Annotated in this window: 12 protein-coding genes; 6 read left to right on the top strand and 6 right to left on the bottom strand. The window is 62.1% G+C overall.

All coding sequences use genetic code 11. The annotated features are described in order from the left end of the window. Positions 1 to 30 precede the first annotated feature (30 nt). The 3 genes from choW to ACZ899_RS20840 all read left to right on the top strand — a co-directional run bounded on the left by choW (position 31) and on the right by ACZ899_RS20840 (position 3,774). Positions 31 to 879 (top strand): choline ABC transporter permease subunit, encoded by an 849-nt coding sequence (choW, locus tag ACZ899_RS20850; protein WP_172402369.1) that lies wholly within the window; start codon positions 31 to 33, stop codon positions 877 to 879. After that, positions 876 to 2,054, top strand: coding sequence for a choline ABC transporter ATP-binding protein (gene choV / locus ACZ899_RS20845; protein ID WP_234560629.1), 1,179 nt, complete (start codon positions 876 to 878; stop codon positions 2,052 to 2,054). The genes choW and choV overlap by 4 nt, the downstream gene beginning before the upstream one ends. A 136-nt stretch (positions 2,055 to 2,190) precedes the next feature. After that, the gene (locus ACZ899_RS20840; protein ID WP_234560628.1) at positions 2,191 to 3,774 is read left to right on the top strand and encodes a zinc-dependent metalloprotease family protein; all 1,584 of its coding nucleotides are present in this window, start codon (positions 2,191 to 2,193) and stop codon (positions 3,772 to 3,774) included. A 51-nt stretch (positions 3,775 to 3,825) separates the two neighbouring features. Here the strand turns inward: ACZ899_RS20840 and hisF are convergent, their stop codons facing one another. From hisF to ACZ899_RS20810, 6 genes are all read right to left on the bottom strand, one after another. Beyond that, a complete protein-coding gene (gene hisF, locus ACZ899_RS20835) occupies positions 3,826 to 4,596 on the bottom strand; it encodes an imidazole glycerol phosphate synthase subunit HisF (RefSeq protein WP_186521271.1) in 771 nt (256 codons plus the stop codon). Positions 4,597 to 4,605: 9 nt separating this feature from the next. Next, entirely contained in the window at positions 4,606 to 5,343 is a 738-nt protein-coding gene (gene hisA / locus ACZ899_RS20830; RefSeq protein ID WP_203649684.1) for a 1-(5-phosphoribosyl)-5-[(5-phosphoribosylamino)methylideneamino]imidazole-4-carboxamide isomerase, read from the bottom strand. A 27-nt stretch (positions 5,344 to 5,370) separates the two neighbouring features. Then, positions 5,371 to 5,631: a DUF2164 domain-containing protein gene (locus tag ACZ899_RS20825; RefSeq protein WP_050703409.1), complete on the bottom strand. Its 261-nt coding sequence runs from the start codon at positions 5,629 to 5,631 to the stop codon at positions 5,371 to 5,373. Then, entirely contained in the window at positions 5,632 to 6,270 is a 639-nt protein-coding gene (gene hisH / locus ACZ899_RS20820) for an imidazole glycerol phosphate synthase subunit HisH (protein WP_203649682.1), read from the bottom strand. It abuts the gene before it with no gap. Next, positions 6,271 to 6,864 (bottom strand): imidazoleglycerol-phosphate dehydratase HisB, encoded by a 594-nt coding sequence (hisB, locus tag ACZ899_RS20815; RefSeq protein ID WP_028688464.1) that lies wholly within the window; start codon positions 6,862 to 6,864, stop codon positions 6,271 to 6,273. A gap of 248 nt (positions 6,865 to 7,112) precedes the next feature. Continuing rightward, positions 7,113 to 8,771 carry an OFA family MFS transporter gene (locus ACZ899_RS20810; RefSeq protein ID WP_234560627.1) on the bottom strand — a complete coding sequence of 553 codons (1,659 nt, stop codon included), beginning with the start codon at positions 8,769 to 8,771 and terminating at the stop codon, positions 7,113 to 7,115. Between the two features lie 436 nt (positions 8,772 to 9,207). On the opposite strand from ACZ899_RS20810, the gene ACZ899_RS20805 reads away from it, so the two are divergent. Genes ACZ899_RS20805 through ACZ899_RS20795 form a run of 3 tightly spaced genes read left to right on the top strand, consistent with a single transcriptional unit; the run spans position 9,208 to position 12,790 of the window. After that, positions 9,208 to 11,457, top strand: a complete 2,250-nt coding sequence (locus ACZ899_RS20805) for an AsmA family protein (RefSeq protein ID WP_234560626.1) — start codon at positions 9,208 to 9,210, stop codon at positions 11,455 to 11,457. After that, a complete protein-coding gene (gene mutY / locus ACZ899_RS20800; RefSeq protein ID WP_234560625.1) occupies positions 11,454 to 12,521 on the top strand; it encodes an A/G-specific adenine glycosylase in 1,068 nt (355 codons plus the stop codon). Before ACZ899_RS20805 ends, mutY begins: the two co-directional genes overlap by 4 nt. Further along, positions 12,518 to 12,790 (top strand): oxidative damage protection protein, encoded by a 273-nt coding sequence (locus tag ACZ899_RS20795; RefSeq protein WP_011536185.1) that lies wholly within the window; start codon positions 12,518 to 12,520, stop codon positions 12,788 to 12,790. The genes mutY and ACZ899_RS20795 overlap by 4 nt, the downstream gene beginning before the upstream one ends. The last annotated feature ends 46 nt before the right edge of the window (positions 12,791 to 12,836 follow it).

Here is a 12,836-nt window from a genome sequence, read left to right as displayed (position 1 = left end):
GATTTCAATCTTTGCAGGTGGAAGCTCGCTATCATGCTTATCGATCAGAAAATACCCCTGGGGCAGTACATCGCCTCATTCGTCGAATGGTTGACCCAGAACGGCGCCAGCTACTTCGACGCCATCGCCGCAGGCCTGGAATTCATGATCCATGGGGTCACCAGCGCCCTGACCTGGTTCAACCCGTTCGTGCTCATCGCCCTGTTCGCCGCCCTCGCGCACCTGATCCAGCGCAAGTGGGCCCTTACCGTATTCGTCGCCCTGTCGTTCCTGCTGATCCTCAACCTGGGCTACTGGCAGGAGACCATGGAAACCCTGGCGCAGGTCACCTTCGCCACGGTGGTCTGCGTGGTCATCGGCGTGCCGCTGGGCATCGCCGCCGCGCACAAGCCGATGTTCTATACCGCCATGCGCCCGGTGCTGGACCTGATGCAGACGGTACCCACCTTCGTCTACCTGATCCCAACCCTGACCCTGTTTGGCCTGGGCGTGGTACCGGGGCTGATCTCTACCGTGGTGTTCGCCATCGCCGCGCCTATCCGCCTCACCTACCTGGGCATCTGCGATGTGCCGCAAGAGCTGATGGACGCGGGCAAGGCGTTTGGCTGCTCGCGCCGCCAGCTGCTCACCCGCATCGAACTGCCGCACGCCATGCCGAGCATCGCCGCCGGCGTGACCCAGTGCATCATGCTGTCGCTGTCGATGGTGGTGATCGCCGCCCTGGTGGGCGCCGACGGCCTGGGCAAACCCGTGGTCAACGCACTGAACACCGCCGATATCTCCCTGGGCTTCGAAGCGGGCCTGGCGATCGTGCTGCTGGCAATCATGCTCGACCGTATCTGCAAGCAACCGGAGCTGCCGGTAAGGGGTGAGGCATGAGCATCATTCGTTTCGAAGACGTCGACGTCATCTTCTCCAGCAAGCCGCGCGAAGCGCTGGCCCTGCTCGACCAGGGCAAGACACGCGAGCAGATCCTCAAGCAGACGGGCCTTGTGGTCGGCGTCGAGAAGGCCAACCTGGACATCAACAAGGGCGAGATCTGCGTGCTGATGGGCCTGTCCGGCTCGGGCAAATCCAGCCTGCTGCGCTGCATCAACGGCCTCAACACCGTGAGCCGCGGCAAACTGTTCGTCGAGCACGAAGGCAAGCACATCGACATCGCCCACTGCACCCCGGCGGAACTTAAGATGATGCGCACCAAGCGCATCGCCATGGTGTTCCAGAAGTTCGCCCTGATGCCCTGGCTGACGGTGCGCGAGAACATCAGTTTCGGCCTGGAGATGCAGGGCCGCCCGGAGAAGGATCGGCGCAAGCTGGTCGACGAAAAACTCGAGCTGGTAGGCCTGACCCAATGGCGCAACAAGAAGCCGGACGAACTCTCCGGCGGCATGCAGCAGCGCGTGGGCCTGGCCCGGGCGCTGGCGATGGATGCCGACATCCTGCTGATGGACGAGCCGTTCTCGGCCCTCGACCCGCTGATTCGCCAGGGCCTGCAGGACGAGTTGCTGGCCCTGCAGAGCAAGCTGAGCAAGACCATCGTGTTCGTCAGCCACGACCTCGACGAGGCGCTGAAGCTGGGCAGCCGCATCGCAATCATGAAGGACGGGCGGATCATCCAGTACAGCAAGCCGGAAGACATCGTGCTCAACCCGGCCGACGAGTATGTGCGCACCTTCGTCGCCCACACCAACCCGCTCAACGTGCTGTGCGGTCGCAGCCTGATGCGCAGCCTGGACCAGTGCAGGCGGGTCAACGGCTCGGTGTGCCTGGACCCGGGGATCGACTCCTGGCTGGACCTTGGCGAAGGCAATTCGATCAAGCGCGCACGCCAGGGCCAGAACGGGCTGGACATGCAGAACTGGGCACCGGGGCAGGATGTGGAGCTGCTGGAGCGCAGACCGACCGTGGTGCACGCCGATATCGGCATGCGCGAGGCGCTGCGGATTCGCTACCAGACCGGCAACAAGCTGGTGCTGCAGGATAACGACAAGGTGGTGGGGATTCTGGGGGATACCGAGCTGTATCACGCGTTGCTCGGCAAGAATCACGGGTGATGGCATTGGGGCCGCGTTGCGGCCCCAATCATGCGTTTTAGCATGGCTGATCAGCAACCTCACCTAACACTTTTGCCAGTTGTTGCCAAAAGCCAAACGCAAGTTTACTAGTTCCTCACATCAGTGAGGACTCAACATGAATCTCATATACCGTAGACTTGTACTTCTGACCACAAGCTACTTGCTCACTACAGCCTGCACCTCGCAAACGCACACCACCGACATTCAAAAACCGTTATTCCAGATACAACCAGAAATCTACACTACCGCAAAAAAAACAAATTCACCCTACCTGCAAAAAATAATTGAAGACCCGGCCAATCAAGAAATTCAAGAAGTAACGATTAACACTGCACTCGTTAGTGAAGATTCCAACACCATAAGCCTTCCTCTACAAAATGGTAAAACAATTACTTTTACAAGAAGACCTTCCTACCAATTTGGAAGGGGCATGGTTGGTTGGGTGGGCGGCATACCATCAGATAAAAGAAAAAAAACCACCACAACAGCTGAAATAGAATGGGATCCTCTCAACTGGATCTCTATTATGAAAGATGGGACACAGATAGCTGCAAGCATTTTCATCGACGGCAAACCTTATCGTTTAGAACCTATCTCCGCCAACAAACATGTACTGTTCCACGTTGATGAATCAAAGCAACCCCTGGACCAAGACTTAACATCTCCCGCAGAACTAGCAACTGCCAGGATGTGGCCAAAGAGCCAGCCGGCCTCAACACATAGTTATATAAGACTTCTATTCGCAACAACCAGGCAATCGCGCGCAGCCCATCCAAACAGCCGCCTTCTGCTGACTGAACAATTACAAAATGTAAATACGATAATTCAAAATAGCGGCGTAGCAATAACATTTGAACTTGCTGGATTTGTGGATCCCGACTATGACGAGTCAGGTAAGAAATTCGGTGAAATCCTCAACGACCTGACTTACCGTATCGAGGAAGTCAAGCAACAGCGTGATGAGCTTTCAGCTGATCTGGTGTCAATGCTGGTCGTTAACAGGGAACTGTGCGGCGCAGGGAAGCACGGCCCTAGCAAACGATACGGCTTCAGTGCCATCCGATGCCTATCCTCACTGGCTCACGAGATCGGCCACAACTTCGGGATGTATCACAACTGGGAGGGAGGCGAACCTAAAGACCCACCCTACGTGAATGGCTACCGATATACAGGTTCCCCTCGATTCAGAACACAAATGTCTTATGATTGCTCGGGGGATACATGCCCAAAAATCCCCTTTTATTCAAATCCAAATTTGACTTACAGTGGCATTCCAATTGGCACAGCGAGTCACCACAATGTCGCCCGAGGCCTTAATGAGCGCAGGGAAGTAATAGAGAATATCTACCCTCCTCCCACTCCCCCAGAGTACCCGAACATCGTACTTACCTTGAATGATGGCTCAAATAATTGTTCAATCGTCGCCAGGAGAAGTGAAGACTGGGCCATGATTAATTGGACGCCTGAATGCAAAGAAGAGAAAATAAATCCGACAAGTGCAAGAATATCCAAGTGGTCTAATGCTGGAACCTTGTGCTTCAGCAACCTGCTCAATACAACGAAATTCTGCTATTCCGGAACCTACAGCGGTGACTTCAACATCAGTAATATTTACACAGGTGTTGGCCTACCTGCAGGCATAACTTTCCAAAAGACCGGTTTAGGAACGCCTGCTCTTGTTCGATACATGTATAAGTAGCCAACCTGGCTTTGCCATGTGCTTTTGGAGCCGCACGCGGCTCCAAAATTTTTATCTGACCACAATCCCACGCGAAGCCATATAGGCCTTGGCCTCCGGCACCGTGTACTCGCCAAAGTGGAAGATACTGGCCGCCAGCACCGCGCTGGCATGCCCTTGCAGAATCCCGTCGGCCAGGTGCTGCAGATTACCCACACCACCCGAGGCAATCACCGGAATCCCCAGCGCATCGCTGATCGCCCGGGTAACCCCCAGGTCGAAGCCGTTCTTCATGCCATCCTGGTCCATGCTGGTCAGCAGGATCTCGCCGGCACCCAGGCCTTCCATCTTCTTCGCCCACTCGACGGCATCCAGCCCGGTCGGCTTGCGACCACCGTGGGTGAAGATCTCCCAGCGCGGCGTTTCGCCCGGGCCGGAGACTTTCTTGGCGTCGATGGCAACCACGATGCACTGCGAACCGAAACGGTCCGCCGCCTCGCCGACGAACTCCGGGTTGAACACCGCGGCGGTGTTGATCGACACCTTGTCGGCACCGGCGTTGAGCAGGTTGCGGATGTCCTGCACGGTACGCACGCCGCCGCCCACGGTCAGCGGGATGAACACCTGGCTGGCCATGCGCTCGACGGTATGCAGGGTGGTGTCACGGCCATCGACGCTGGCGGTGATATCCAGGAAGGTGATCTCGTCCGCGCCCTGCTCGTTGTAGCGGCGGGCGATCTCCACCGGGTCGCCGGCATCGCGGATGTTCTCGAACTTGACGCCCTTGACCACCCGGCCGTTATCCACGTCCAGGCAAGGGATGATGCGCTTGGCCAATGCCATGGTCGTTCCTCAGCCTTGGTAGTTGTCGCAGAAGGCCTGGGCCTCGGCGACGTCGAGGGTGCCTTCGTAGATCGCGCGGCCGGTGATGGCGCCGATGATGCCAGGGGCTTTCGCGTCCAGCAGGGCCTTGATGTCACCCAGGTTGTGGATGCCACCGGAGGCGATTACCGGAATGCGGGTGGCTTCGGCCAGGGCCTTGGTGAACGGCACGTTGCAGCCCTGCATCATGCCGTCCTTGGCGATGTCGGTGTAGACGATCGCCGAGACACCATCGGCCTCGAAACGCTTGGCCAGGTCGATGACCTGCACCGAGCTCACTTCGGCCCAGCCGTCGGTGGCGACAAAGCCGTCCTTGGCATCCAGGCCGACGATGACCTTGCCCGGGAAGGCCTTGCAGGCTTCGGCGACGAACTCGGGCTGCTTGACCGCCTTGGTGCCGATGATCACGTGGCTGACGCCGGCCTTGACGTAGTGCTCGATGGTTTCCAGCGAGCGGATGCCGCCGCCGATCTGGATCGGCAGGTTCGGGTAGCGCCGGGCGATGGCGGTGACCACCTCACCATTGACCGGCTGGCCTTCGAAGGCGCCGTTCAGATCGACCAGGTGCAGGCGACGGCAGCCACCCTCGACCCATTTGGCGGCCATGCTCACCGGGTCGTCGGAGAATACGGTGGAGTCTTCCATGCGGCCTTGGCGCAGGCGTACGCAGGCACCGTCCTTGAGATCGATAGCGGGGATAATCAGCATCTTGGCAACCTGTCTTGTTCGTTGGGTTCAGGGCTTCTCGAGCGCCCACAGGTCGCTTTCGATGCTCTCGAACCGCTCCTTGAGGTGCAGCTGAACATCGGCAATCGCCCTGTTGTAGTAATGGGGTGCAATTTCCTTGCTGAACAGCTCGAGGACCTCGGCCACCTCGAACGACCCCAGCTCCAGCTCGAAGCGGTCTTCGAGGAAGCGCTTGAGCGTGTCGAGCGCGTCGCGCTCCTGCTCCGGGGCCAGCGTGATGACGGGGGCCTTGGTCTTCGATCGGCTCATTTACCAGCGCCCGTCCCAGGCGACGAAGTTCTGCAGCAGCTGCAGGCCATGGGTATGGCTCTTCTCCGGGTGGAACTGCACGGCAAAGCGTGAGCCATCGGCCAGCGCGGCGGCGAAATCGACGCCATAGTGGCCGCGACCGACCACCTGGCCTGGCTTGCCGGCGTTGATGTAGTAGCTGTGCACGAAGTAAAAACGCGCCCGGTCGGGGATGTCGTGCCACAACGGGTGGTCATTGGTCTGGCCGACCTCGTTCCAGCCCATGTGCGGCACCTTCAGGTGCTCGCCGTCTTCCTTCAGGTCTTTACCGAAGAAGCGTACCTGGCCTGGGAACAGGCCGATGCAGTCGACGCCTTCGTTCTCTTCGCTGTGGTCGAGCAGCGCCTGCATGCCGACACAGATGCCGAGGAACGGGCGATCCTGGCTGACCTCGCGGACCAGGCTGTCGAAGCCCAGGCGGCGGATCTCGGCCATGCAGTCGCGGATCGCGCCGACGCCGGGAAACACCACGCGGTCGGCCTCACGAATCACCGCGGCGTCGCTGGTCACCAGCACCTTGCCGGCGCCCACGTGCTCCAGTGCCTTGGCCACCGAGTGCAGGTTGCCCATGCCATAGTCGATTACGGCTACCGTCTGCATTTACAGGCACCCTTTGGTGGACGGCATCTGCCCGGCCATGCGCTCGTCGAGGGTAACGGCCATGCGCAGCGCGCGGCCGAAGGCCTTGAACACGGTCTCGATCTGGTGGTGGGTGTTGTGGCCACGCAGGTTGTCGATGTGCAGGGTCACCAGGGCGTGGTTGACGAAGCCCTGGAAGAACTCCTGGAACAGGTCGACATCGAAGCCGCCGACGGTGGCGCGGGTGTAGGGCACATGCATCTGCAGGCCCGGCCGGCCAGAGAAATCGATGACCACGCGCGACAGCGCTTCGTCCAGCGGCACATAGGCATGGCCGTAGCGGAAGATGCCTTTCTTGTCGCCAATGGCCTGGGCGAACGCCATGCCCAGGGTGATGCCGACGTCCTCGACGGTATGGTGATCGTCGATATGCAGGTCGCCCTTGCACTCGATGTCCAGGTCGATCAGCCCATGTCGGGCGATCTGGTCGAGCATGTGTTCAAGGAAAGGCACGCCGATTTCAAATCGGGCCTTGCCGCTGCCATCGAGGTTGATCGAGCACTTGACCTGGGTTTCCAGGGTATTGCGCTCGACGGAAGCCTTACGTTCGACCATCACCAGCTCCGCAAAATCATTGGGCGAAAAGGGCTCCATTATAGGCCCAGAACGCGCCGGCTTGAAACGCGGATGACATATGGCAGGGCAAGCAATTGCGGGGGTCAGAGGGATCTACAGGTCTATACAAGTAGATTTTTCTGTTGCCTTCATCGCGGGGCAAGCCCGCTCCCACGATCTGGCGTGGGAGCGGGCTTGCCCCGCGATGGGGCCCTTGAAACCAGCCAATCAACCGGCCGTATCATCCATCAATGAAACAGCACCGCCGTCTTCTGCAGGGTGATCCACACCCCCCAGGCCAGCGGAATCACCACCACGGCCCAAGCCAGCAACACCAGTGGCAGGCTGCCCGGCGCCGCATGCCACTCCAGCGAGCGTGCCGAATCGACACCTTTGTCATGGCTCAGCGCCCGCTCGGCAGCCAGTTCGGCATCGGTCATGAAGTACTTGTCCGCCACCGGCCGCACCAGCATGTTGCAGATGAAGCCCAGCACCAGCAGGCCGGCGAGGATGTACAGGGTCATGTCGTAGGCCGCGGCCCGCTCCACCCCCGCCGCCAGCTGCGCCTCGCGCAGGTAGGTGATCAGTACAGGACCGAGCACGCCGGCCGCCGCCCAGGCAGTCAGCAGGCGACCATGGATGGCGCCGACCATCTGCGTGCCGAACAGGTCGGCCAGGTACGCCGGCACGGTGGCGAAGCCGCCGCCGTACATCGACAGGATGATGCAGAACGCCGCCACGAACAGCGCCACGTTGCCGATGTGCCCCATGTTCGGCACCAGGCTGTAGAGGCCCACGCCCAGGGCGAAGAAGGCGAAGTAGGTGTTCTTGCGGCCGATGTAGTCGGAGAACGACGCCCAGAAGAAGCGTCCGCCGATGTTGAACAGGCTCAAAAGGCCGGTGAAGCCGGCGGCAATGGCGGCAATCTGCGCCAGTTGCGCGGCGTTCAGCTCGCTGAAGGTCAACTCGTTGCCCAGCAGCTTGCCGGCGAACACTTCCTGCAGCAGCGGCGAGGCCATGCCGAGAATGCCGATACCGGCCGACACGTTCAGGCACAGCACCAACCACACCAAGGCAAATTGCGGGGTCTTCCAGGCCACGCTGACGTGCACGTGACGGTCGGTGACCATGGCGTTGGCCTTCTTCGCCGGCGGCGTCCAGCCCTCAGGCTTCCAGCCGGTCGGCGGCACGCGGTAGGCCAGGGCGCCAGCGGTCATGAACACGAAGTAGATCGCGGCCATGGCGACGAAGCTCTGCCATACGCCCACTTCGGTCGGGCTGGAGAAATGGCCCATCAGCGCGGTGGCCAGCGGCGCGCCCACCATGGCACCCCCGCCAAAGCCCATGATCGCCATGCCGGTGGCCATGCCGCGCTTGTCCGGGAACCACTTGATCAGCGTCGACACCGGCGAGATGTAGCCCAGCCCCAGGCCGATCCCGCCGATCACCCCCGAGCCCAGCCACATCAGCCACAGCTGGTGGGTCTTCACGCCGATCGCCGAGATCAGCAGGCCGCCGCACCAGCACAGTGCCGATACCAGGCCGGCCTTGCGCGGGCCGGCGTGTTCCAGCCAGCCGCCGAGCACTGCGGCCGAGCAGCCGAGGAACACGAAGAACAGGGTGTAGATCCAGCTGAGCATGGAAATCGGCCAGTCGCACTCGGCGCTGAACAGACGGGCGATGAAGCCCATGTCAGCGGCGCATGCCACTGGCGCGCTGACACCCAGGGCCTGGGACAGCGGCAACCAGAACACCGAGAAGCCATAGGCCATGCCAATGCACAGGTGGATCGCCAGGGCCGCCGGCGGCACCAGCCAGCGGTTGAAGCCCGGGCGGGCGATGATGCGCTCCTTCGACAGGAAGCCCGGCGCGCTTGCCGCCGCCCCCGCCGTGATACTGCTGTTCATGGATTGTTCCTCTTGTAGGTGGGCTGTGCGCGTGGACGGCTCTGCTTTGGCTGCACGCAAGGCAGCCCGGCCGCTTGGGCTGGCACCCCGCGACAATGGGTCGCGGGGGCTCCACGGGCGGGCGCAAGATTACCAGCAGGGGGTGACATGAAAGCAATCTGATATCGTGTTTTTTTCGCTAGCTGAATCGGTATTTCGTGTATTCAGGTGAGGTTGTGTCGCCTGTTCGGGCCTCATCGCGGGGCAAGCCCGCTCCCACGCAAGTCCATGCCGCTCTCGGTCATGCGTGGGAGCGGGCTTGCCCCGCGATAAGGCCCGAGCAGGCAATAAATGAACTGTCGCCATTGCCACTGTCGAAATGTCGGATACGCAGAGCCAAGTGCCACGGCGCTATACTCGCCGCTGAATTTCTAAATCGGACTACAAGGACTCGCCCATGAAAGCGTTCGGCAAAATCCTGGGGCTGGGGCTTCTCGGGTTGTTGCTGATCATCGTGGCGCTGGGCTTCGCCCTGAGCCACCTCTTCGATCCCAACGACTACAAAGACGAAATCCGCAAGCTGGCCCGCGACAAGGCCCATGTGGAGCTGACCCTCAACGGCGACATCGGCTGGAGCCTGTTCCCCTGGCTGGGTCTGGAGCTGCACGAGGCGAGCATCGCCACGCTGAACAACCCCAAGGTGCCGTTCGCCGACCTGCAGATGCTCGGCCTGTCGGTGCGCGTGCTGCCGCTGCTGCGCCGCGAAGTGCAGATGAGCGATGTACGGGTCGAGGGCCTCAACCTGACCCTGACCCGCGACGCCAATGGCCACGGCAACTGGGAAGACATCGGCAAGCCACTGCCGCAGCCGACCGTCGCCGGCGCGCCGGCCAGCACGCCGGCTGAAGCGCCAGCCGCCGCGCCAGCCAACGCTGAAGCCAGCGAGCGCTCGGTCAAGCTCGACATCGACAGCCTGACCGTCAATAACGCCCGCGTGCTCTACACCGACGAGAAGGCCGGGCAGACCTATGGCGCCGAAAGCATCCAGCTGAGCACCGGCCCCGTGCACGAAGGCGCGAACATCGCGCTCAAGGCCAGCGCCTTCCTCAGCGCCAGCCAGCCGAACATCAAGGCGCGCACCGAGCTGACCGGCGAGCTGCGCTTCGACCGCAAGCTCAAGCGCTACAACCTCGAGGACATGCGCCTGTCCGGCGAGACCTCGGGCGAGCCGCTGGCCGGCAAGACCCTGACCTTCGTTGCCCAAGGCCAGGTGCTGGTCGATCTGGCGGCCAATGTCGCGTCCTGGAGCGGCCTGAAGGTCTCGGCCAACCAACTGCGCGCCCTGGGCGAGCTGAACGTGCGTGATCTGGACAAGGCCCCGCAGGTCAGCGGCGGCTTGTCCATCGCCCAGTTCGACCTGCGTACCTTCCTTGACGGCATCGGCCACCCGCTGCCGGCCACCGCCGACCCGGCGGCGTTCAAGAAACTGGAGCTGGTCACCCGCCTGCAGGGCACGCAGAACAGCCTGGCCCTGGAAGACCTGGCGGTGAAGCTGGACGACAGCACCTTCACCGGCCGTATCGCCGTGGATGACTTCGCCAAGCAAGCGTTGCGCGTGCGCCTCAAAGCCGACACGTTCGACGCCGATCGCTACCTGCCGGCCAAAAGCGAAGAGGCCAAGGGCGCCAGCGCCGCGCGCCAGGCCGAGGTCAAGCAGCAGGAAGCCACCGCCGTCGCCGGCGCGGGCACCACACCACTGCCCGACGCACCGACCCAGGTAGCCTGGAGCAACGACAAGCTGTTGCCGGTCGACCGCCTGCGCGCCCTGGACCTGCAGGCCGACCTGTCGTTCGGCGCGCTGACCCTGGACAAGCTGCCGATCAGTGATGCACAGCTGACCGCCAGCGGCCAGGCCGGCCTGGTCACCCTGCAGACCCTGCGCGGCGGCCTGTACAACGGCACCTTCGAGGCCAAGGGCACTGTCGATGTGCGCCCCGCCGTGCCGCAGATCGGCGTGAACACCAAGATCAATCGCGTGCCGGTGGAGCACTTCATCAAGCGCGAAAGCCCGGACCAGGCCCCACCGGTCAAGGGCCTGCTGACCCTCAACAGCGACCTCACCGCCACCGGCAACAGCCAGAAGGCCTTGGTCGATACCCTCAACGGCAACGCCAGCTTCACCATCAACGACGGTGTGCTGGTCAACGCCAACCTGGAACAGCAGCTGTGCCAGGCCATCGCCACCCTCAATCGCAAGCAGCTCAGCGGTGAACAGCGCGGCAAGGACACGCCGTTCCAGGAACTGCGCGGCAGCTTGGTGGTGCGTAACGGCGTGGCCAGCAACCCGGACCTCAAGGCGCGAATCCCGGGCCTGACCGTCAATGGTCATGGCGACCTCGACCTGCGCGTGCTGGGCATGGACTACAACGTCGGCGTGGTCGTCGAAGGCGACCAGCGCGCCATGCCCGACCCGGCCTGCCAGGTAAACGAACGCTATGTTGGCGTCGAAGTGCCGCTGCGCTGCCGTGGCCCGCTTGAGCTGGGCGCCAAGGCCTGCCGCCTGGACCAGGATGGCCTGGGCAAGGTCGCCGCGAAACTGGCCGGCAACCGCCTGAAGGACAAGATCGATGAAAAACTCGAAGAGAAACTCGGAGACAAGGTGAGCCCGGAACTCAAAGATGCGCTCAAGGGGCTGTTCAAGCGATGACACCCCAGCAGTTCTCCAGCGCCGTGCTGGACTGGTACGACCAGCACGGCCGCCACGACCTGCCCTGGCAACAGGGCATCAACCCGTATCGGGTGTGGGTCTCCGAAATCATGCTGCAACAGACGCAAGTCAGCACCGTGCTCAACTACTTCGACCGTTTCATGCAGGCCCTGCCGACCGTGCAGGCCCTGGCCAAGGCGCCGGAGGACGAGGTGCTGCACCTGTGGACGGGCCTGGGCTACTACACCCGCGCCCGTAACCTGCAAAAAGCCGCGAAGATCGTCGTCGAGCAGCATGGCGGCGAGTTCCCGCGCAGCGTCGAGCAACTCACCGAATTGCCCGGCATCGGGCGCTCCACGGCAGGCGCCATCGCCAGTATCAGCATGGGCATCCGCGCGCCGATCCTCGACGGCAACGTCAAGCGCGTGCTGGCCCGCTTTACCGCGCAGGCAGGCTACCCCGGCGAGCCGAAAGTAGCCAACCAGCTATGGGCCACCGCCGAGCGCTTCACACCGATGACCCGGGTCAACCACTTCACCCAGGCGATGATGGACATGGGCGCCACGCTGTGCACCCGCAGCAAGCCCAGTTGCCTGATCTGCCCGTTGCAGCGCGGCTGCGAAGCCCACCTGCACGGCGAGGAGACCCGCTATCCCGAGCCCAAGCCGCGCAAGGCCCTGCCCCAGCGCAAGACCCTGATGCCGCTGCTGACCAACCACGAAGGCGCGATCCTGCTCTATCGCCGGCCCTCCACCGGCCTGTGGGGCGGCCTGTGGAGCCTGCCGGAGCTGGACAGCCTGGAACAGCTCGACGACCTCGCCTACCAGCACGGCCTGCGCCTGAGCGGCAGCCAGGCCCTGGACGGTCTGACCCACACCTTCAGCCATTTCCAGCTGGCCATCGAACCCTGGCTGGTGCGTGTCGAGCCCGTCGGCTCGCACGTGGCCGAGCCCGACTGGCTCTGGTATAACCTCGCCACCCCGCCGCGCCTGGGCCTCGCCGCCCCGGTCAAGAAGCTGCTGCAACGCGCGGCCGACGAATTGATTGCAGGAGAGAAGCCATGACCCGCACCGTGAAGTGCCGCAAGTACAACGAAGAACTCCCCGGCCTGGACCGCCCGCCCTATCCGGGCGCCAAGGGCCAGGACATCTTCGAGCACATCTCGCAGAAAGCCTGGAAGGAGTGGCAGGACCACCAGACCATGCTGATCAACGAGAAGCGCCTGAACATGATGAATGCCGAGGACCGCAAATTCATCCAGGCCGAGATGGACAAGTTCTTCGCCGGTGAGGATTACGCCCAGGCCGAAGGCTACGTGCCACCCTCGAATTGACCCCGAAAACCGTAAGCGACGGAATTAATTTAAATTTTTTCAAAAA

It is taken from the genome of Pseudomonas sp. TE31087 (assembly GCF_057284075.1).
The sequence above is the reverse complement of the archived record's forward strand: the minus strand, read 5'-3'. Positions and strand labels throughout refer to the sequence as shown.